Genomic DNA, 21,341 nt, shown 5'->3' with positions numbered 1-21,341 from the left:
CCCCTCGCCGTTTCCCCTCGCCGTTTCCCCTCGCCGTTTCCCCTCGCCGTTTCCCCTCGCCGTTTCCCTCCGCCATTTCTCCATTAGCCGCTCCCTACACGCCGCCGCCGGCACACTACCCGCCGCCGCGCCGCGTCCGCGCTCGTCCGCGCCGCCATTCGACGCGCGTCTGATCTCGATCAACGCCGGCGAAAACCCTTCCTTGAAATTAACTAACTCATCAATTAGCGTCGTCTGCATGAACGCGAAATCCACCGTCGCCAGGCCGCGCGGGCGCCGCCCGTCGGTGGACGATTTCGACCTGCGCGATCACATGCTCGATATCGCGATGCAATTGTTCGCCGAGCGCGGCATCGCCGCGACGACGGTCGCGCAGATCGCCGCCGCCGCCGGCGTCACGTCCGCGATGGTCCACTACTACTTCACGAACCGCGAGCAACTGCTCGACGCGATCGTCGAGGAACGGCTCGCGCAGGTCATCGCGTTCGTGTGGCGCCCGACCGAGCCGCAGATCGAGAACGATCCGTTCGCGCTCGTCGCCGAACTCGTCGACCGCTTCTTCGACGTCACGCATCGCATGCCGTGGTTGCCGTCGATCTGGCTACGCGAGATCGTCCACGAAGGCGGGCTGCTGCGCGAGCGGATGCTGCGGCGCATTCCGCTCGAGCATGTCGGGCGTTTCGCCGAACGCATCCGTGCCGCGCAGCAGGCCGGTACGCTGAACCCCGCGCTGGAACCCGCGTTCCTGTTCCATTCGATCATCGCGCTCGTGATGCTGCCGCTGGCGACCGCGAAGCTGTGGCAAAGCGCGCGCGGCCTGCCGCCGATCGATCGCGACGTGCTGCACCGGCACGTCCGCGCGCTGCTCGGCTCCGGCATGCAGCCGCCGCCCGCCGCGCCGCGCGCGCGGACGCACTCGCCGCGGAGGCCGTCGTGAACGCGGCCCGCGCGCTGCCGTTTGCGCTCGCCGCCTTCGCGCTGCTCGCCGGTTGCGGACGGTCGACGGACAACGGCACGACCTACCAGGGTTATGTCGAAGGCGAATTCGTGTACCTGTCGTCGTCGCAATCGGGCACGCTGACGCAGTTGTCGGTCGCACGCGGCCAGGCCGTCGCCGCCGGCACGCCCGCGTTCTCGCTCGAAGCCGCGAACGAAACGGCCGCGCTGCTGCAGGCACAGCATCAGCTCGCGGCCGCGCGTGCGCAGCTTGCCGACCTGCAGACCGGCAAGCGCCCGCCGGAAGTCGCTGTCACGCAGGCGCAACTCGCACAGGCCACCGCACAGGCCGCACGGGCTGCCGCCCAACTCGCGCGCGACGAACGCCAGTACGCGGCCGGCGGCCTGTCGAAGCAGCAGCTCGACGATTCGCGCACGTCCGCGCAAACCACCGCCGCGCAGATGCGCGAACTGCAGAAGCAGGTCGATGTCGCGCGCCTGCCGGGCCGCGCGCAGCAGGTCGCCGCGCAGGCCGCGCAGGTCGACGCCGCGCAGGCCGCGGTCGCCGAAGCGCAATGGAAGCTCGACCAGAAGCGCGTCGCCGCGCCTGCCGCCGGGCGCGTGTACGACACGCTGTACCGCGTCGGCGAATGGGTGCAGGCCGGCAATCCGGTCGTGCAGATGCTGCCGCCGCAGAACCTGAAGGTGCGCTTCTTCGTGCCGGAAGCCGCCATCGCATCGCTCGCGCCGGGGCGCGCGGTCGCGATCCGCTGCGACGGCTGCGCGGCCGAAGTGCCCGCGCGCATCACCTACGTGTCGAGCCAGGCCGAATACACGCCGCCCGTGATCTACAGCAACGAGAGCCGGACCAAGCTCGTGTTCATGATCGAGGCGCGCCCCGCCGTCGCGGACGCGCCGACGCTGCATCCGGGCCAGCCCGTCGCCGTGAGGGTGCAATGACCGCGCCTGCCGCTCCGTACGCGATCGATGTCGATCGCCTGAACAAGCGCTTCGGCGACAAGCACGTCGTGAAGGACGTCTCGCTGCGCGTCGCGCGCGGCGAGATCTTCGGCTTTCTCGGGCCGAACGGTAGCGGCAAGACGACCTCGATCCGGATGATGTGCGGCCTGCTCACGCCCGACTCGGGCAGCGGCACCTGCCTCGGCTACGACATCGTGCGCGACAGCGCGCAGATCAAGCGGCACGTCGGCTACATGACGCAGCGCTTCTCGTACTGGGAAGACCTGTCGATCCGCGAGAACCTCGATTTCGTCGCGCGCGTGTACGGGATGCCCGACCGCAAGGCGGCCGTCGCGCGCGCGCTCGACGGGCTCGGCCTCGCGGGCCGCGCGGACCAGCTCACGGGCGCGCTGTCGGGCGGTTGGAAACAACGCCTCGCGCTGGCCGCGTGCATGCTGCACGAACCCGAACTGCTGCTGCTCGACGAACCGACCGCCGGCGTCGATCCGGCCGCGCGCCGCGACTTCTGGGAGGAACTGCACCGGCTGGCCGCGCAAGGGATCTCGGTGCTCGTCAGCACGCACTACATGGACGAAGCCGAGCGCTGCCACAAGCTCGCCTATATCGCGTCCGGCGAACTGCTTGCGCAAGGCACGTCGGCGGAGATCGTCGCGTCGCAGCACCTGTCGACCCGCACGATCACCGGCGAGCGCCTGACCGAACTGTCCGCGCGGCTGCGCACGATGCCGGGCGTCGATCAAACCGTCGTGTTCGGTTCCGCGCTGCACGTGAGCGGCCGCGATCGCGCCGCGCTCGACGCGACGCTCGCGAGGGTCGCGAGCGACGATGCGTCGCTGCAGGTCGCGCCGATCGACACCGGGCTCGAGGACGTCTTCATCTTCATGATGGGCCGCGCATCCGGGCCGCCCGGCGGAGCATCGTCATGAACGCGTGGGCGCGCCTGCGCGAATCGTTCTCGGTCGCGCGCTGGTGGAGCATCGTGCTGAAGGAATTCCTGCAGTTGCGCCGCGACCGCGTGACGTTCGCGATGATCGTCGGCGTGCCGATCATCCAGCTCACGCTGTTCGGCTTTGCGATCAACACCGATCCGAAGCACCTGCCGACCGCGGTGATCGTCGCCGATTCGAGCCCGTTCGCTCGCAGCTTCATCGCCGCGATGCGCAATTCCGCGTATTTCGACATCGTCGAGACGCTGCCGGACGAAGCGGCGGGCCGGCATGCGCTCGCCCGCGGCGACGTGCAGTTCGTACTGAGCGTGCCGGCCGATTTCTCGCGGCGGCTGCTGCGCGGCGAGCGTCCGTCGCTGCTCGTCGAGGCGGACGCGACCGATCCCGTCGCGACCGCGTCGGCGATCGGCGCGCTGCCGGGCCTCTTGCAGCCCGTCGCGAACAAGGACCTGACGGGGCCGCTCGCGCACCTGAACGGCCGCCCGGCCGCATTCGACGTCGTGCTGCACCGGCTGTACAACCCGGAAGGCATCACGCAGTACAACGTCGTGCCGGGCCTGATGGGTGTGATCCTGACGATGACGATGGTGATGATGACGGGCCTTGCGATCACGCGCGAACGCGAGCGCGGCACGATGGAGAACCTGCTCGCGACGCCCGTGCGGCCGCTCGAGGTGATGACGGGCAAGATCATCCCGTACGTGCTGATCGGGCTGATCCAGGTGTCGATCATCCTCGCCGCGGCGCGGTTCGTGTTCGTCGTGCCGTTCGTCGGCGGCGTGTTCGCGATCTACCTGTCCGCGCTGCTGTTCATCGCCGCGAACCTGACGGTCGGCATCACGCTTTCATCGCTCGCGCAGAACCAGTTGCAGGCGATGCAGCTCGCGGTGTTCTATTTCCTGCCGAACATCCTGCTGTCCGGTTTCATGTTCCCGTTCGCCGGGATGCCCAAGTGGGCGCAGTTCATCGGCAACCTGCTGCCGCTCACCTACTTCAACCGCCTCGTGCGCGGCATCCTGCTGAAGGGCAACGGCTGGGCCGACCTGTGGCCGTCCGTGTGGCCGGTCGCGCTGTTCACCGTCGTCGTGATGGGCATCGCGCTGCGCTTCTACCGGCGCACGCTCGATTAGGTGCCGCACGATGAAACCGGCTTCGCATCGCGCCTCCATCGCTGCCCGCGGCTTTACGCTGGCCGCCGCTGCGCTGCTCGTCGCCGGTTGCGCGGTCGGGCCGGATTTCCGCACGCCCGACGCACCGGCCACGCAGCAATACACGCGTGATGAGCCGCCCGTCACGACGGCGGCCGCCGGCGGCCCGGCCGGCGATGCGCAGACGTTCGCATCGGCCGCGCACGCGCCGCAACACTGGTGGACCGAGTTCGGTTCGGAACCGCTGAACCGGCTCGTCGACACCGCGTGGCGAAACAGCCCGACGCTCGCCGAGGCCCGCGCGCGGCTCGACGAAGCGCGGCAGAACCATGCGGCCGAAGCCGGCGCGACGATGCTGCCGCGCGTCGACGCGAACTTGTCCGCCACGCGCGAGAAGGTCGACATCGCCGCGTTCGGGCTGCCGGGCAACGTGCCGAATCCGGCGCCGTTCACGCTGTATGACGCTTCGGTCAGCGTGTCGTACGTGCTCGACGTGTTCGGCGGCAACCGGCGCGCGCTCGAAGCGCTGCGCGCGCAGGTCGACTATCAGGCGTACACGCTCGATGCCGCGAGGCTGACGCTCGCGGGCAACGTCGTCGCCACCGCGATCCTGCGCGCGTCGCTCGCGCAGCAGGTCGCGCTCACGCGCCAGCTCATCGACGCGCAGGCGCGGCAATTGCGCATCGTCGACGCGCGCTTCGCGGCAGGCGGCGTATCGCGGGCCGACGTGCATGCGCAACGCGCGCTGCTCGCGCAGACGCAGGCATCGCTGCCGCCGCTCGCGGCCCGCCTCGCGCAGGCCGGCCACCGGCTCGCGATCCTGCTCGGCGCGCCGCCGTCCAGCGCCGTGCTGCCCGACCTCACGCTCGATGCGCTCGCGCTGCCGCGCACGCTGCCCGTCACGCTGCCGTCGACGCTCGCACGCGAACGGCCCGACATCCGCGCGGCGGAAGCCGTGCTGCACCAGGCGAGCGCGAACGTCGGCGTGGCCACCGCGAACCTGTATCCGCGTTTTTCGATTTCGGCGGGGATCGGCTCGGAGCGCACGCGCATCGCGGATATCGTGAGCGGGTTGAATGTCTGGAACGTCGGCCTTGGTCTTGCGCAGCCGATCTTTCACGGCGGCGAGCTGCGCGCGAAGAAACGCGCGGCCGAAGCGGCGTACGACGCCGCGTTCGCGAGCTATCGGGAAACCGTGCTGCAGGCGCTTCAGCAGGTAGCCGACGCGATGCGCGCGGTCGAGCACGACGCAGCCGAATTGCAGGCGCGGGACACGGCCGCGCAGGAAGCGGCGGCACGCAGCGCGATTGCCGGCGACCGTTACGCGGCGGGCGGGGTCAGCACGTTCGACCTGCTCGACGCGCAGCGGCAGACGTTGCAGACGGCGCTCGACCGCACGCGCGCGCAGGCCGACCGGCTTGCCGATACGGCGGCGCTGTTCCAGGCGCTGGCGGGGAGCTGGACGGATGATGCGGCGCAGTGACCACCGCGCTGGCGGCACTGGCACGGGCCGGATGCTGCCGGCTGCATGCCGTGCACCGCATGAGCGTCGCGCTTATCAGGTTCGGCTGCCGTCGCCGCCCGCTTCCATTCGGTGCTCGCCGATGGCTGAACCTGCAATACGCGCAACGTGTGTCGTAAATTAAAAAACCGGCCCGAAGGCCGGTTTCTTCATACCGCATGCCGTGAGCGACGCTCGCGCGCCGCGCGACATCAGAAGCGGTGGATCAGGCCGACGCCGAGGCCGATCTGGTTCTGCTTCGAACCTGCGCCCACGCCGTCGCCGATCGACGTGGTCGCCGAGATGATCGCGTTGCCCTTGCCGTTCAGCGTGTTGCCGCTCGCGTGCTGCCAAGCCTCAACCGCGTACAGGCCCGTGCGCTTCGACAGGCTGTAGTACTGCGACAGCGTGACCTGGTGGTACTTGGCCGAGCTCGTGATGCCGTTCGACTGCGTTGCCGCCGTGTACGAATAGCCTGCCGCGAAGTCCCACTGAGCGGCTGCCTTCCAGTGCAGCACGGCGCCAGCCGTGTTGAAGATTGCCGTGTTGCGGAACGACGAACCGACACCCGGCGTGTACTGGACGTTCGAGTACGACGCCGAAATGTCCCATGCCGGCGAGAACTGGTAGCCCGCCGTCACGGCGACACGCTGCTGCGATTGCGCCGTGGCATAGCCGTTGTTGATCGACGAAACGGCCGGCTGGTTGCCGTCGCCCGATGCCGTCAGGCCGTTCTGGACCGTCGAGTTCGCGCCCCACACGCCGCCGCCGAGCGTCGCGTTGTTGACCTTCTGGTAGCCGACCGCGATGCCTGCCGGGCCATTCAGGTACTGGATCGCCGCGCTCCACGTCGAGCCGCGGTTCGTCGCGCCTGCAACACCGCCGAACGAGTACGAACCGCCGACCGTGAAGCCGTAGAACTTCGGCGACATGTAGACGAGCGAGTTATTCGCACGGTAGCTGGTGTCCAGCGAGTCGATATCGCCCGGGTGCGCGCCGTAATAACCGGTCAGCCAGGTCGTCGGGCTGTACGGCGACAGCAGCGTGTAGTACGCGGTGTACTGGCGGCCGGCCGTCAGCGTACCGTACGATGCGTTGGTCATACCGACCCACGCCTGACGCGTGAAGATGCCGTTCGCCCATTGCGACGAGCCGTTGTTCGCGTTGAAGCCGGCTTCCAACTGGAAAATCGCCTTCGTGCCGCCGCCAAGATCTTCGCTGCCCTTCAGGCCGAAGCGGCTGCCTGCCCAAATGCCGGTGGCCATCTGCACCTTCGAGTGACCACCCGTGGTCGCGCCGACTGCCGACGAGTTGTTCTGCCAAGCGATAGCGTTATCGACGATACCGTACAGGGTCACGCTGCTCTGGGCGTGGGCGGCGGTAGCGGCTGCAAGGCCCGCTGCCGTCATGGCGAAAGCGACGCGCTTTTTCATTGATTCTCCGTCCTCAAAGAATGATTTCTTTTCTGGTGTGGTCTTGTGACACATGTGCGAGTACATGCCGGCGCAATTCTGACGGATTACCGATTATTTCCCAACATGTGCAGTCGGTCATCGTATGATCGACGCAACGCGCGGGTTCACCAAGCGGTTACATAACACCTGAAAACGCTTACGCGGCGGTCACTTCCGGCATTTGCCGGTGAAAACCCTAGCTTTACATTTTTACTGGTGCAACGAGACCGTCCGATGTCGTCAGATGCCTTCGGCAAAAATCATCTTACAAATGCGCGATCGCGGACTGACATCGCGATTCACGCCGCCGCGCAGGATCGCTGACGTTCATGACACCCACATTTCACGAAACGAAATCATGAAAACGTTTCAGTCCGCGTGCGGAAGATCGGATGGGAGCGGCCCGGCGAACGCGGGCCGAAGGACGATGCCGGCGCGGCGCGCCGGCGACATTCAACGCGATGCCGGCTCGGCAAGCCGCGCGTTCACCGCATCGGCGAGCGCGGTCATCCGCGCACGGATCGCCGTGTTCGAGCCGACCAGCGCGAGCGACGACGCCATGATTCGGTAGATGCGCTTCCTCGGCACCTTGGCCGGCTTCGCCGGGTCGAGCCACGCGTCGTGGCCGGCCAGCAACTCGAGCGTTTCGAGGCCGATCATGATCGGCCACAGGCACGCGAGCCGCAGCCGCACGAAGCGGCGCGGGATCGCGAGCGTATACAGGCACGCTTCGCGATACTGGTCGAGCGCGACGCGCAGCAGGTCGACCAGCACGCCGCGCGCGCGCGCCGACGCGTCCGCCTGCATCAGGTCGGCAACGCCGAGCCCATGCGCGCGCAGCACGTCGTCGGGCAGGTAGCAGCGGCCGATGCGCAGGTCCTTCCCGCAGTCGCGCAGGATGTTGGTCATCTGCAGCGCCTTGCCGAAACGGATGCCCTTCTCGCGCATGTCCGGCAGGTCCCAGCCGCGCGCGGCACGCGTGTGCGCGCCCGTCATGTCGGTCCAGAACTCGCCCACGCAGCCCGCGACGAGGTACGTGTAGCGGTCGAGCATGTCGCGCGTCGGCAGCGACGCGACCTGCCCCGACTGTTCGTCCGGGAACGTGCGCAGGTCGAATTCCATGCCTGACGTCAGCGTCGCGACGACCTTGCGGATCGACGCGCGGTCGGCGTCCGGCTGCGCGCGCAGCAGCGCGAGCATCGGCTCCATCGAGCCGAGCAGCACGTGCTCGTGCGAATCCGTCTGCATCCGAGTCACGTCGTCGAGCGAACGGGACAGCGCCGCGCCGTCGCCGAGCCGCTCGATCTCGTCGCGCAGGTCAGTCAGCAACGCGGCCCGGCGATCGGGCGCGACGAGCGCGGTGTCGGCGATCGTGTCGGCCGCGCGCGCGAGCAGGTACGCGAGCCCGACCGGGTCGCGCATGCCGTCGGGCAGCACGCGCAGCGTCAGGTAGAAGGAGCGGGAAACGTTCTTCAGCAGGTCGCCGAGCAGGTAGGCGGAATCGGTTCGAGTCGTCATGGGTCGGGAAAAATCGGCCGGCGCGGGCCCCGGACGCACACGGGCGCCGGGCGCCCGCGCCGGCCCGCGAGTCGCCGCATCGTCGCGCCGCGCGGGCGTCGGCCCGGGCGCTGCGATGCAAAATTCCCGCAAGTTTAGTGCATCCGGCGCGCGGCCTGCCCGAGACGGCCCGAATGCCGCACGCACATTCATGCCGCGCCCCTGCCCGCCGCCTCATCACAGCCCCGAACAAAACAGAAAGGTCGAAGTAATACACATGTAATTATTCGATGCGACGATCGCGTCCCGTTCGATTCCATACGGCACGGCACGACAACCGCGCCAGCGGAGCGAGCGCCCTTTCCGACTTTTCCGACTCCCGTTTCGAAGGTTCATCGACATGTTCTTCACGCGCCCGAGCGCCCTGCGCTACGTCCCGTTCGCCTGTGCCGCCGCCTTCCTGCTCGCCGCGTGCGGCGGCGACGACCTGACGTCCGATCCCACGCAGCCGATTTCCGCGAAGGTTCAGGTGGTCGGCCATCGCGGCGCGAGCGCGCTGCGCCCCGAACACACGCTCGCGTCGTATCGCAAGGCGATCGAGGACGGCGCGGACGTCATCGAGCCCGACCTCGTGTCGACGCGCGACGGCGTGCTCGTCGCGCGCCACGAGAACGAGATCTCGGGCACGACGAACGTGTCGGCGCTGCCGCAGTTCGCGAGCCGCAAGGCGACCAAGACGATCGACGGCGCACAGCTCACGGGCTGGTTCACCGAGGATTTCACGCTCGCCGAGCTGAAGACGCTGCGTGCGCGCGAGCGCATTCCGCAGGTCCGCCCCGCGAACACCGCGTACAACGACCAGTTCGAGATTCCGACCTTCGACGAGATCGTCGCGCTCGCGAAGCAGATGTCCGCGCAGACCGGCCGCACGATCCACCTGTATCCGGAAACCAAGCATCCGACCTACTTCCAGTCGATCGGCCTGCCGCTCGAGGATCGCCTCGTCGACGCGCTGCTGAAGGATTCGTATACGTCGCGCACGGCGACCGTCTACATCCAGTCGTTCGAGGTCGCGAACCTGAAGACGATCCGCAACCGGATCAAGTCGAGCCAGCCGAACTGGAAGCTCGTGCAGTTGATGGACGAAGCCGGCCAGCGCCCGTACGACTTCGTGAAGGCGAACGACAAGCGCACCTACGGCGACCTGTCGACGCGCGACGGCATGCGCGAGATCGCGACCTATGCGAACGGCGTCGGCCCGTACAAGACGTCGATCATCGCGGTCGCCGCGGACGGCACGCTGCAGCAGCCGACGCCGTACGTGCGCTATGCGCACGAGGCCGGCCTCGTCGTGCATCCGTACACGTTCCGCCCGGAGAACAACTTCCTGCCCGCGTCGCTGAAGGACGGCGGCACGCCGGCCACGCGCAACACGGCCGGCTCGGTGCGCGAGATCCAGGCCTACCTGCGCGCGGGCATCGACGGCTTCTTCACCGACGATCCGGCGGTCGGCCGCACGGCTATCGATACGTTCAAGCGCTGAATGCACGGGACGGGCTGGACGGGCTGGACGGGCTGGACGGGCTGGACGGGCTCAACGTGCTGAACGTGCTGAACGGGCTCAACGGGCGGTAGCCGGGCGCGGCGCATTGCGTGCCGCCGCGCCCGGCTACCGCCCGTATCGATCAGATCACGCTGAAGTGGTGCGTGCCGTCGCGCTTCAACTGGTCGACCAGCCCGTATTCCCAGTCGAGATATGCCTGCATCGCGGCAGCCGCGTTGTCGGTGCCTTCGTACGGGCGCCGGTAGCGGTCGACGCGCGGCGACGCGAGCCGCGTCTCGCCGCTTTCGAGCGGCAGCCCGGCATCGATCCATGCGGCCGTGCCGCCGGTCAGCACCGAGATGTCGACCGACGCCGGCAACAGCGCGCGCGCATCGTCCGCCGCGAACCGCGCGAGCAGGCTCGATCCGCACGTGAACACGTAGCGCTTCGCAGGCGGGATCGCTGCGAGTGCGTCGCGCAACCGCGCGCGCACGACGAACCAGGCGCCCGGAATATGGCGCTTCACATAGTTCGCGCTGGCCGTCACGTCGACGATCGCGAGTTCGCCGGGCACGGCTTCCTTCAGCCAGCCCGCGAGCGTCGCGGGCGACACGTCGGTCGCGGGCGGCGGTGCCGGCACGTCGCGCGGCGGCTGGCCTTGCTCGCCGAACGCCGCGGTGCCGGCCGGTTCGACCACGCGCACGTCCCAGCCCATCTGCGCGAGCCACGACGCGGTCATGTCCGCGCGCACGCCGTCGTCGTCGGCGAGCACGATCCGCGCGCCGCGCACGGCCGCGTGATGGTCGGTCTCCTGCACGAGCTGACCGCCCGGCGTGCTCAGGAAGCCCGGCAGGTGGCCGGCTTCATATTCCTCCGGCGTGCGCACATCGAAGCGGTACAGCGTGCGGCCCGGCTCGTCGAGCGCGGCGATATCCGCGAGCGCGATGCGCGGCACGCCGGCGCGTTCGGCCACCGCGCGTGCGGCCTGGCGAGCCTCGGCGCGCTGCGTCGCGTCGATCTCGTCCGGAAAGCGTCGCGCCGCGCCGCGCTCGAGCGACTGGCCGGCGAGCGTCCAGCCGATCGTGCCGTTGCGCAGCGCCGCGACCGGGTTCGGCAGCCCCGCGTTGACGAGCGACTGCGTGCCGATGATGCTGCGTGTGCGGCCCGCGCAGTTGACGACCACCTGCGTGTGCGGATTCGGCGCGAGCGCGCGCACGCGCAGCACGAGTTCCGCGCCCGGCACGCTCGTCGAGGTCGGGATGTTCATCGTCTGGTATTCGTCGAAACGGCGCGCGTCGACGATCACGACATCGGCCTTCGCGTCGATCAGCGCCTGCACTTCCTGCGCGGACAGCGACGGCGTATGCCGCTCGGCCTCGACCCATTCGCCGAACGACTTGCTCGGCACGTTCACGTCGATGAACAGTTCGCCGCCCGCGGCCAGCCAGCCCGCGAGGCCGCCGTCGAGCAGCCGCACGTCGGTATAGCCGAGCTGCGCGAGCTTCGCGGCCGCGCGCGGCGCGAGATCCTCGCCGCCTGCTTCCCCGAACACGACGATCGGCGTGTCGCGGCGCGGAATCCGCGTCCACGCGTCGAGTTCGAGCTTCGACAGCGGAAAGTTGGCGGCCCACAGCGGGTGGCCCTGCGCGTACGGATCTTCCTCGCGTACGTCGATCAGCGCGAGCTCGTCGCGGGCAAGCAGTCGCGCGCGCACATCCTGGTACGACGCGGCGGGAAAGCGGGAGGTGGAATCGGCGGATTGCGTCACGATGTCTCTGTCGGATTCTGTTGAAGTCGGTGAGGAAAGCGAAACGGATGAATCTTCGGCCTGCCGGCACGCGCCTGCAACGGGCCGCGCCGGCCGGCCTTGCGTCAGGCGTTCGAATAGCCGGACACGAAAGGCTTCACGGTGCCGTCGTCCAGGTACACCGCGCGCTCGACCTTGCCGATGTTCGCGCCGTACACGTGGATGCTGATCGATACCTGGTCGGCGAATGCGTTGGTCACGCGATGGACGTCGCCGATGCGCGGCGACACGGCCTCGACCTCGCCCGGCCGCAGCCGCACGGCTTCGCCCACCGGCACGGGCTTGCCCGCTTCGTCGAACCGGTACGGCTGCGAAAACTCGCCGCCGCGCAGCATCCCGATCAGCCCCCACACCGTGTGGTTGTGGATCGGCGTCGTCTGGCCGGGCCCCCACACGAAGCTGACGACCGAGAACCGCTCGTCCGGATCGAGATACAGCAGGTACTGCCGATAGCGCGCGGGATCGGGCTGCGCGAACGCGTCGGGCAGCCAGTCGTCGTGTTCGACGAGCGCGGCGAGCAGCGCGCCGCCCTCGTCGAGGATGCGCGCCTCGTTCGCGCCGGACGCGAGCAGCGCGCCCAGACCGTCGACGAACGGACGCAGCGGCGTCTGATGCAACGAAAGCGTACTCATCGGCTGCCTCCTCGAATATGATGCCGAATATGATGGATCGTCATGATGCACCCGAAAGACCATGCAGAACAAACATGAAAATTAGCGATATCGACGCTTTTGCAGCGGTCGTCCGCTGCCAGACCCTGAGCCAGGCCGCGGCCGAGCTCGGGATGACGCAGCCCGCGATCACGCGGCGCGTCCAGAATCTCGAGGAAGCGCTCGGCGTGACCCTGCTCGATCGCAACACGAAGCCGCCGCGCCCGACCGACATCGGCCGGCAGGTATTCGAGCAGTGTCGCGCGATCCTGCGCGAAGTCGATGCGCTGCGCGAACTGACGGCCGGCCAGCAACCGCCCGCCGGCGAATTCCGGATCGGGCTCACGCAGGGGCTCGGCGAGCTGATGCTGCCCGCGCTCATCGCCGAACTCGCCGCGCAGTGGCCCGCGCTCTCGACTCAGTTCACGACCGCGTGGGGCGGCATGCTCGTCGAGCGAGTCGCACGCCGCGAACTCGATGCGGCGCTCGTATTCCTCGCGCGCGAGATGGTGCTGCCGCCGTACGTCGAAGGCGAACGGCTGCTGGCCACGCGGCTCGTCGCGGTCGGTCGCAAGGGCGACTGGCCGCGCCGCAGCTACCGGCTCGCCGATTGCCACGCGCGCGGCTGGGTGCTCAATCCCGATGGTTGCGGCTTTCGCGCGGGCCTGCGGCGCGCGCTCGACGCGCAGGGCCTGCCGATGCCGGTCACGCTCGACGCCTACGGCCGCGACCTGCAACTGCAAAGCGTCGCGAACGGCTTCGGCATCGGGCTGATGCCGCTGCCGCTCGTCGAAGGCAGCCCGCTGCGCGACGCGCTCGACATCGTGCCGCTCGCCGATTTCAAGCCGCAGATCGATCTGTGGCTGCTGCGCCGGCACGATGCGGCCCGCTTCGACGCACCGCTCGCGGCCGTCGCCGCGCATGCGCGCGCGGCGTTCGCGTTGCCCGAGCAGACGCACGGCAAGGCTGCGTGACCGGACGGGGCGGCGCCCGCATCGCGCCGCCGTGTTTCCGTTTGCTTCCACCGCAGCGCTGCACCGCTCACGCATCGTGTCGGCCGCGTTCGTCGTCGTTGCGCAGCGCCCCGCCCGCTTCCGCTTTCGTGTCACCCCGACTCGCCGCCTCGAGCACATCACGCCCCGCCACCACCGCAATCGCGTCGTCCTGCGGCGTATGCACGCGACTGCACAGCACGTCGCGATAGTGGCGTTCGAGCGGATTGTCACGGCTCAGCCCGTGGTTGCCCGACAGTTTCAGTGCCTGCTCGACCGCGCGGATCGCGTGTTCGGTCACGCTCCGCTTGACGAGGCCGCTCGTCGTCACCGACGGCGCGTTGCCGGCGTCGGTGCGTGAGATGAGATCGTCGAGCAGCACGCGGTTCGCATGCAGCCAGCCCTCGATTTCGCCGACCGCCTCCTGCACGCGCGGCAATGTCGCGAGCGGCGCACCGAGCCCGCTCGGCGCACGCGTCATCGCGAATCCGACCAGCCAGTCGCGCGATGCGCGCGCCACCGCGTCGTACAGGCTGCCGAGCAGCGCGACCATCCAAGCCTGCTGGTCGGCGTGCGCATCGGCATCCGCGTGGGTCGCGGCCGATACGGCCCAAGCCTGCGGCGCGCGCACGTCGACCGCGTGGTCGGCCGGCAGCCGCACATCGTCGAATACCACCTCGTGACTGCCCGATGCACGCAGGCCGAGATGATTCCAGCTTTCGATCACGCGGATGCGGTCGCCGTCGGCATCGCGGTCGCGCGGCACAAGAAACACGCCGACGCGCGGCTCCGGTTCGTCGGTGCGCGCCCACACGGCCAGCCAGCGCAGCGCCGGGATCCCGGTGCTGTAAAGCTTGTGGCCGGACAGCCGCCAGCCGTCGCCGTCGCGGCGCGCGACCGTTTCCGGCAGGCCGCCGCGCGACGGCGAACCGAGCGCCGGCTCGACGCGCAGCGCGTTGATCAGCGCGCCTTGTGCGACCGCGCTGTCGAACACCGCGCGCCGCATCTGGGCAGGCCAGCGACTGTCGGTACGGCCGAGCGCGCGGTGCTGCAGATACGTCATCGTCAATACCAGCGCGGTCGCTGGATCGGCGCGCGCGACGGCGGCCACGATCCGGCTCGCCCGTGCGAGCGTCGCACCGGCACCGCCATGTTCGCGCGGCACGACCTGCGCGATCAGCCCCGCGCGATGCAGCCGCGCGAAGTTCTCGTGCGGAAAACGGCCGTCGACGTCGTTGCGCGCGGCGTCGGCGGCGAGTCCGGGTGCGAGGCGGTCGAGCAGCGCGGCGACGCGCGCGTCTTCTGCATCGTCGGCGTCGTCGGCAGGCAGAAGGCGCAGCGAAGGCTGCTGCGGCGACGGTGAGGAAGCGGCAAGGCTGGCGGACATCGAGACGAATTCCCTGGGTAATGCACAAAGGTGCACAAAGGCGCACAAAGGCACAAAAGCGGCCACCGCGGCACAAGCCGCGACAGCGGTGATCGATCGCCGCGCGGCGCGGTTTCGCGTGAAGCCGGCGATGCGTAACGCGCACCTGCCCGATCGTTTGTGAGCCCACAGCGTATGCGCAACGCACAGCCGCCCAAACCATGCAAATCTGATATTCAAATCGGGATTGATTATTTCCATTCCGCATGATCCCGGCGTTAACCTGCGCTCCATTCCTGCCCGGCCGTGCGCCGGGAGATCCCCGCACCGGAGACCCAGATGAGCGTCGAATTCATCGGCATGATCCAGAGCCAGAAGCAGTCGGAAACCCACCCGCCGTCCGGTCCCGTGGTCGATCCCGACTACGTGCGCGACTTTGCGCGCGCCCACGAAACGGCCGGCTTCGACCGGATCCTCGTGCCGCATCACTCGACCGGCCCGTCGGCGACGCTGACGATCGCGTTCGCGGCCGCCGCGACCGAGCGCATCCACTTCATGCTCGCGCATCGTCCGGGCTTCACCGCGCCGACGCTCGCCGCGCGGCAGATCGCGACGCTCGACCAGTTCAGCCGCGGCCGGCTCGCCGTGCACTTCATCTCCGGCGGCTCGGACAGCGAGCAGCAGCGCGACGGCGATTTCCTCGACCACGACGCGCGTTATGCGCGTACCGACGAATACCTCGGCATCCTGCGGCGGATCTGGACCGAAGCGCAGCCGTTCGATCACGACGGCGCGCACTACCGCTTCAAGCAGGGCTTTTCGGAAGTGAAGCCGTTCCAGCAGCCGCATGTGCCGATCTACTTCGGCGGCGCATCGGAAGCCGCGCTCGCGGTGGCCGGCAAGCACGCGGACGTCTACGCGCTGTGGGGCGAATCGCTCGACCAGGTGCGCGACCTGACGGCGCGCGTGCGCGCCGAAGCCGCGCAGCACGGCCGCCAGGTGCGCTTCTCCGTGTCGTTCCGCCCGATCCTCGCCGCGACCGAGGACGAAGCATGGGCGCGCGCGCATCGCATCCTCGACGAAACGCGCCGGCTGCGCGAAGCGGCCGGCCTCGGCGCCGGCGGCCCGCAGCAGAGCGAAGGCGCGCGCCGCCTGCTCGCCGCGGCCGAGCGTGGCTCGCGCGTCGACAAGCGGCTGTGGACCGAGATCGCGAAGCTCACCGGCGCGCGCTCGAATTCGACGGCGCTTGTCGGCACGCCCGAACAGGTCGCCGATGCGCTGCTCGACTACTACGACCTCGGCGTGACGACGTTCCTGATCCGCGGCTTCGATCCGCTGGAAGACGCGATCGACTATGGCCGCGAACTGATTCCGCGCGTGCGCAACGCTGTCGCGGAACGCGACGCGGCGCGCCGCGCCGCATGACGCCAACGGAGCCGCACGCCATGTCAGCCGTCCTCGCCACGCCTGTTCGTACCACATCGGGCCTCGTACTCGCCGAAGCGCCGCGCCAGCATTTCTGGTTCGACGCGCCCGCGCCGCGCATCGACGTCGCCGCCGAACGCCGCCACCGGCAGGAGCGGCTCGCGGCAGCGTTCCGCCTGTTCGCGCGCTACGGCTTCGCGTCCGGGCTCGCCGGCCACATCACCGCGCGCGATCCGGAACTGCCCGACCATTTCTGGGTGAATCCGCTCGGCGTACATTTCTCGCAGATCAAGGTGTCCGACCTGCTGCTCGTCAACGCGCGCGGCGAAACCGCGATCGGCACGCGGCCGCTGAACAAGGCCGCGTTCGCGATCCATGCGGCGATCCACGAAGCCCATCCGCACGTCGTCGCCGCCGCGCACACGCATTCGACCTACGGCAAGGCATGGTCGACGCTCGGCCGCCCGCTCGATCCGCTGACGCAGGACGCGTGCGTGTTCTACGAGGATCACGCGCTGTTCGACGACTTCACGGGGATGGTCGTCGACACGAGCGAAGGCGCGCGGATCGCGCACGCGCTTTCAAGGCCGGACGGCAGCACGCACAAAGGCGTGATCCTGAAGAACCACGGCATCCTGACGGCCGGCCCGACGGTCGAGGCCGCCGCGTGGTGGTACATCGCGCTCGACAACGCCGCGCACACGCAGTTGCTGGCCGAAGCGGCCGGCACGCCGCAGCCGATCGATCACGCGACCGCGCGCCACACGCATGGCCAGATCGGCGGCCCCGAAGGCGCACTGCATGCGTTCGACAGCCTGTTCGCGCGCGTCGTCGCCGACGAACCCGACCTGCTCGACTGAGCGCCTTTCCGCAAGACCGGAGACCAGACCACCATGACCCAATCCACCGCACCCGCGCCGGCCATCGCGCACGACGACAAACGCCGCCGGCTGCTGCGCGCGGCCGGCGCCGCCGCGCTCGCCGCGCCGGCGATCACGCTCGGCCGCAAAGCGTGGTCCGCACCGCCGCTGAAAAAGCTCACGTTCGCGTGGAACCAGAACGCGTTCTGCCTGACGCCGATCGTCGTCGCGCAGGAACGCGGCTTCTTCGAGAAGAACGGCCTGAAGGTCGACCTGATCAACTACAGCGGGTCGACCGACCAGTTGCTCGAATCGATCGCGACCGGCAAGGCCGATGCGGCGGTCGGGATGATCCACCGCTGGCTGAAGCCGCTCGAAGCCGGCTTCGACGTGAAGATCATCGGCAGCTCGCACGGCGGCTGCGTGCGGCTGGTCGGCGCGAAGGCAGCCGGCGTCACGACGCTGCAGGCGCTGAAGGGCAAGACGGTCGGCGTCAGCGATCTCGCCGCGCCCGGCAAGCATTTCTTTTCGATCCTGCTCGCGAAGAACGGGATCGATCCCGAGCGCGACATCACGTGGCGGCAGTACCCGGCCGACCTGCTCGGCGTTGCGGTCGACAAGGGCGAGATCCATGCGATCGCCGATGGCGACCCGAACCTCTTCCTGCTCGAAAAGCGCAGCAACGGCGCGTATACGGAACTCGCGACCAACCTGTCCGGCGAATACGCGCGCAAGGTGTGCTGCGTGATCGGCGCGCGCGGCGATCTCGTGCGCAACGACCGGCCGGCCGCCGCCGCACTCGCGCGCTCGATCGTGCAGGCAACCGAGTTCACGCACGACAACCCTAACGAAGCCGCGAAGGTATTCGCGAAGTATTCGCCGAAGATCAGCCCCGACGACCTGCGCAAGCTGTACGCGACGCTCACCTACACGCATCACCCGACCAACGTCGACCTGCAGCAGGAAATCGCGTTCTATGCGGACGATTTCCGCCGCATCAGCGTGCTGAAGAAAAGCACGGACCCGCAGCGCTTCGCGCAGCAGGTCTATTCGAACGTGCTGGGGTGACGCGATGTCGACGATCGAACACGCTTCCCCCGCGCGCACCGCATCGGAACCAGCCAGCGGCGCCGCTGCGTCTACTGTCTCCGCTGCGTCCGCGCGCATTGCCTGCACGGCCTGCGATGCCACGCTGACCACCGAAGCCCGCCGCGCACGCGCCTGGCCGACCGGCATCGTCGCCGCGTTCGCGTGGGCCGCGCTCGGCGCGCTCACGCAACTGTGGCCGAACCGTGTCGTCGGCTTCACCGACTGGGCGTACACGGACACGTTCGGCACCGCGGCATGGTCGATCGCCGCGTTGCTGCTCGCCGTCGCGACGCTCGGCCATCTCGTGCCGGCCCCCCGCACGCGGCTCGCGCGCGTGCGTCCGGCCGGCCCGTGGCTCGTCGCGCTGCCGCTCGTGCTCGCCGCCTGGGAAATCGTCACCGCGAAAACCGGCTGGCTGCCGACGCCGTTCTTCGCGCCGCCGCAGGCGCTGATCGAGGTGTATGTCGACGACTGGCCGCGCCTGCTCGGCAGCGCCGGCAACACGCTGAAACTGCTCGCGCTGGGTTTCGCATACGGCGTCGCGGTCGGCTTCGCCGTCGGCGTATCGATCGGCTGGTCGCGCCGGATCGGCTACTGGGTGCATCCGGTGCTGCGCGTGCTCGGCCCCGTGCCGGCCACCGCGCTGCTGCCGCTCACGTTCTATTTCTTCCCGTCGAGCTATTCGGCCGCCGCGTTCCTGATCGCGCTGTCGACCGGCTTCCCGGTTGCCGTGCTGACGTGGTCGGGCGTCGCGAGCGTCAACAAGCAGTATTACGACGTGGCCCGCACGCTCGGCGCGAACGCGCGCTTCCTGGTGCTGCGCGTCGCGATTCCGGCCGCGCTGCCGCACGTGTTCGTCGGCATCTTCATGGGGCTGAGCGCATCGTTCACGGTGCTGGTCGTCGCCGAGATGATGGGCGTCAAGTCGGGGCTCGGCTGGTACCTGAGCTGGGCGCAGGGCTGGGCATCGTACGTGAACATGTATGCGGCGCTGATCGTGATGGCGCTGCTGTTTTCCGGGCTGATCGCGCTGCTGTTCGCGGTGCGCGACCGCGTGCTCGCGTGGCAGAAAGGAACCGTCAAATGGTAAGCGCCGCCGTACTCGAACCGTCCGTTGCCGCTTCGCCCGCCGCTTCATCCACCATCACGGCGCCGCGCGGCGCGCGCATCGACATCCGCCGCGTGAGCCATGCGTTCGACGGCCCCGGCGGCCCGCTGCCGGTGCTCGACGACGTCACGCTGTCGGTCGCGGCCGGCGAATTCGTCGCGCTGCTCGGCCCGAGCGGCTGCGGAAAATCGACCCTGCTGCGCCTCGTCGCGGGCCTCGACGCCGCGCGGCAAGGCACGATCGCGCAGGACGGCGTGCCGATCGAGCAACCCGATCCGTCGCGCATCGTCGTGTTTCAGGACCCGACGCTGTACCCGTGGCGACGCGTGCGCGCGAACGTCGCGCTCGGCCTCGAAGCGCGCGGCGTGGCGCGTGTCGCGCAGCATCGCGTCGACGATGCGCTCGCGCGCGTCGGGCTGCAGGAATTCTCGAATGTGTTTCCGCATCAGCTATCCGGCGGGATGGCGCAACGCGTCGCGCTCGCCCGCGCGCTCGTCAACGATCCGCGCCTGCTGATTCTCGACGAGCCGCTCGGCAAGCTCGATTCGCTGACGCGGCTCACGATGCAGGCCGAGCTGACCGCGCTGTGGCAACGCGACGGGTTCTCCGCGCTGCTCGTCACGCACGACGTCGAGGAAGCGCTGTTTCTCGCGCAGCGCGTGATCGTGTTCGGGCCGCGTCCGGCACGGATCGTCGCCGAATTGCACGTCGACCTGCCCTACCCGCGCCATCGCGGCGACCCGCGCCTCGCGGAACTGCGCCACGACGCGCTGCGGCATCTCGGGCTCGATGCGAGCTGGTAGATGCGCAGTGTCGTTCGACGGTTGGCCGCTTCGCGGCGGGGATGCACGCGATGAACGCACCGCCTTTCTCCGACTGGGCGCTCGCATTCCTGCAACTGCTGTATCGGGCGCAAATCGCATTGGCGCGCGTGCTGCACGCGGTCGGCCTGACAGGCGACGCCGACGGTCAGGCCGCGTGGCCGTGGATGCACCGCATCGCGCTCGAGACGCTGCGCATCGACGCGGGACTCACGCGGCAACTCGCGTTCGCCGGTACGGCGACGGCTCTGGCCGTCATGCTCGCCTGCGTCGCGCTCGCTTCGCGAAAGTGGCGTTTCGCCTCCGCGATCGCCGCGCTCGCCATTGCATGGTTCGCGCCGTGGCCGCCGTCGTCGCTGTGGCTCGCGCCCGCCGTGCCGACAAGTTTCCAGCGCGATCCCGCGCCGTTTTCGGTATCGAACGTGATGCGCGGCGCGCATCTGTATGCGCAACACTGCGCGGCCTGCCACGGCGCGGACGGCCGTGGCGAAGGGCCGCTCGCGGCCACGCTTTCGCACTGGCCGCCGACCTTTGCCGGCTCGCTGCTTGCGCGTCGCCTCGACGGCGAACTGTTCTGGCGTGTGCGCCACGGCACGCGCGACGCACAAGGCGCACCGACGATGCCCGGCTTCGCCGCGACGCTCGGCCCGCAGGATACGTGGGCCGTGCTCGACTACCTGAAGGCGCTCTCTGCAGGCAGCGGCGCGCAGGCCGAAGGCGCGTGGCCCGTGCCCGTCCCGCTGCCGGCGCTCGACGTGCGTTGCGGCGGCGCTGCGCCGCAACCGCTCGATCTCTGGCGCGCAGGCCAGCGCGTGCGGATCATCGCGCTCGCGCCGGGCGCCGCGCCACCGCCGGAAGACGCGCGCTGGCAAACCTTGCTCGTCACCGCACGCGGCGTGGCCGTGCCGTCGGCAACCGGTACGCGTGCGAACTGCGTCGCGTCGACGCCCGATGCCTGGCTCGCGTTCGCGACGATTGCCGGCGTCGCGCCCGACGCGCTCGGCGGCACGCAACTGCTCGCCGATCGGCGCGGCTGGCTGCGGGCGCGCGCGCTGCCGGGCAGCGCCGGCTGGTCCGACGCCGACCTGCTGTGTCGTTCCGATGCCGCTGCGCGGCCGGCTGTGGCCGCCGCGAACGGCGACCCGCTGACCGCGCTGCTGCTGCGCGTCGACGCGGAGCCCGTCCGCGACGTGCAGGCCGGGCTGCCGCACTGAAT

At 69.3% G+C, this 21,341-nt stretch carries 18 protein-coding genes; 13 read left to right on the top strand and 5 right to left on the bottom strand.

The genetic code is table 11. The features are described from left to right. Positions 1-238 precede the first annotated feature (238 nt). The 5 genes from OEJ37_RS14475 to OEJ37_RS14455 are packed head-to-tail and all read left to right on the top strand — an operon-like array spanning position 239 to position 5,495. Positions 239-937 carry a TetR/AcrR family transcriptional regulator gene (locus tag OEJ37_RS14475; protein WP_174417982.1) on the top strand — a complete coding sequence of 233 codons (699 nt, stop codon included), beginning with the start codon at positions 239-241 and terminating at the stop codon, positions 935-937. Continuing rightward, positions 934-1,896 (top strand): HlyD family secretion protein, encoded by a 963-nt coding sequence (locus tag OEJ37_RS14470; RefSeq protein WP_263344635.1) that lies wholly within the window; start codon positions 934-936, stop codon positions 1,894-1,896. The genes OEJ37_RS14475 and OEJ37_RS14470 overlap by 4 nt, the downstream gene beginning before the upstream one ends. Further along, positions 1,893-2,843: an ABC transporter ATP-binding protein gene (locus tag OEJ37_RS14465; RefSeq protein ID WP_263344634.1), complete on the top strand. Its 951-nt coding sequence runs from the start codon at positions 1,893-1,895 to the stop codon at positions 2,841-2,843. The genes OEJ37_RS14470 and OEJ37_RS14465 overlap by 4 nt, the downstream gene beginning before the upstream one ends. Beyond that, the gene (locus tag OEJ37_RS14460; RefSeq protein ID WP_174417979.1) at positions 2,840-3,994 is read left to right on the top strand and encodes an ABC transporter permease; all 1,155 of its coding nucleotides are present in this window, start codon (positions 2,840-2,842) and stop codon (positions 3,992-3,994) included. The genes OEJ37_RS14465 and OEJ37_RS14460 overlap by 4 nt, the downstream gene beginning before the upstream one ends. Positions 3,995-4,004: 10 nt before the next feature. Continuing rightward, positions 4,005-5,495, top strand: a complete 1,491-nt coding sequence (locus OEJ37_RS14455) for an efflux transporter outer membrane subunit (protein WP_263344633.1) — start codon at positions 4,005-4,007, stop codon at positions 5,493-5,495. A 230-nt stretch (positions 5,496-5,725) separates the two neighbouring features. Here OEJ37_RS14455 and OEJ37_RS14450 read toward each other — a convergent pair whose 3' ends face one another. Then, entirely contained in the window at positions 5,726-6,946 is a 1,221-nt protein-coding gene (locus OEJ37_RS14450; protein ID WP_174417976.1) for a porin, read from the bottom strand. 474 nt (positions 6,947-7,420) lie between these two features. Continuing rightward, complete coding sequence (locus tag OEJ37_RS14445) at positions 7,421-8,485, bottom strand: phytoene/squalene synthase family protein (protein WP_263344632.1); 1,065 nt, start codon at positions 8,483-8,485, stop codon at positions 7,421-7,423. A gap of 379 nt (positions 8,486-8,864) precedes the next feature. On the opposite strand from OEJ37_RS14445, the gene OEJ37_RS14440 reads away from it, so the two are divergent. Further along, the gene (locus OEJ37_RS14440; RefSeq protein ID WP_263344631.1) at positions 8,865-10,007 is read left to right on the top strand and encodes a glycerophosphodiester phosphodiesterase; all 1,143 of its coding nucleotides are present in this window, start codon (positions 8,865-8,867) and stop codon (positions 10,005-10,007) included. Between the two features lie 142 nt (positions 10,008-10,149). Here OEJ37_RS14440 and OEJ37_RS14435 read toward each other — a convergent pair whose 3' ends face one another. Together OEJ37_RS14435 and OEJ37_RS14430 are read right to left on the bottom strand one after the other, a co-directional pair. Continuing rightward, complete coding sequence (locus OEJ37_RS14435) at positions 10,150-11,775, bottom strand: rhodanese-related sulfurtransferase (protein ID WP_263344630.1); 1,626 nt, start codon at positions 11,773-11,775, stop codon at positions 10,150-10,152. 104 nt (positions 11,776-11,879) lie between these two features. After that, positions 11,880-12,446 (bottom strand): cysteine dioxygenase, encoded by a 567-nt coding sequence (locus OEJ37_RS14430; protein WP_263344629.1) that lies wholly within the window; start codon positions 12,444-12,446, stop codon positions 11,880-11,882. A gap of 17 nt (positions 12,447-12,463) precedes the next feature. Between OEJ37_RS14430 and OEJ37_RS14425 the strand changes: the two genes are divergently transcribed. After that, entirely contained in the window at positions 12,464-13,438 is a 975-nt protein-coding gene (locus OEJ37_RS14425) for a LysR family transcriptional regulator (RefSeq protein ID WP_263344628.1), read from the top strand. Positions 13,439-13,505: 67 nt separating this feature from the next. On the opposite strand, the gene OEJ37_RS14420 is transcribed toward OEJ37_RS14425, so the two are convergent. Next, a complete protein-coding gene (locus OEJ37_RS14420; protein WP_263344645.1) occupies positions 13,506-14,843 on the bottom strand; it encodes an acyl-CoA dehydrogenase family protein in 1,338 nt (445 codons plus the stop codon). A 318-nt stretch (positions 14,844-15,161) separates the two neighbouring features. Here OEJ37_RS14420 and OEJ37_RS14415 point away from each other — a divergent pair, with 318 nt between their 5' ends. The 6 genes from OEJ37_RS14415 to OEJ37_RS14390 are packed head-to-tail and all read left to right on the top strand — an operon-like array spanning position 15,162 to position 21,339. Further along, positions 15,162-16,247 (top strand): LLM class flavin-dependent oxidoreductase, encoded by a 1,086-nt coding sequence (locus tag OEJ37_RS14415; RefSeq protein WP_263344627.1) that lies wholly within the window; start codon positions 15,162-15,164, stop codon positions 16,245-16,247. 20 nt (positions 16,248-16,267) lie between these two features. Further along, positions 16,268-17,107: a class II aldolase/adducin family protein gene (locus OEJ37_RS14410; RefSeq protein WP_263344626.1), complete on the top strand. Its 840-nt coding sequence runs from the start codon at positions 16,268-16,270 to the stop codon at positions 17,105-17,107. Between the two features lie 33 nt (positions 17,108-17,140). Then, entirely contained in the window at positions 17,141-18,175 is a 1,035-nt protein-coding gene (locus OEJ37_RS14405) for an ABC transporter substrate-binding protein (RefSeq protein WP_263344625.1), read from the top strand. 4 nt (positions 18,176-18,179) lie between these two features. Then, the gene (locus OEJ37_RS14400; RefSeq protein ID WP_263344624.1) at positions 18,180-19,286 is read left to right on the top strand and encodes an ABC transporter permease; all 1,107 of its coding nucleotides are present in this window, start codon (positions 18,180-18,182) and stop codon (positions 19,284-19,286) included. After that, positions 19,280-20,107: an ABC transporter ATP-binding protein gene (locus OEJ37_RS14395; protein ID WP_174417826.1), complete on the top strand. Its 828-nt coding sequence runs from the start codon at positions 19,280-19,282 to the stop codon at positions 20,105-20,107. Before OEJ37_RS14400 ends, OEJ37_RS14395 begins: the two co-directional genes overlap by 7 nt. 50 nt (positions 20,108-20,157) lie before the next feature. Next, entirely contained in the window at positions 20,158-21,339 is a 1,182-nt protein-coding gene (locus tag OEJ37_RS14390; protein WP_263344623.1) for a c-type cytochrome, read from the top strand. Positions 21,340-21,341: the final 2 nt, after the last annotated feature.

Source organism: Burkholderia sp. BKH01 (assembly GCF_025685725.1).
In the GTDB taxonomy this organism is placed as follows: domain Bacteria; phylum Pseudomonadota; class Gammaproteobacteria; order Burkholderiales; family Burkholderiaceae; genus Burkholderia; species Burkholderia pyrrocinia_C.
This window is presented reverse-complemented; position numbering and strand designations above follow the sequence as displayed.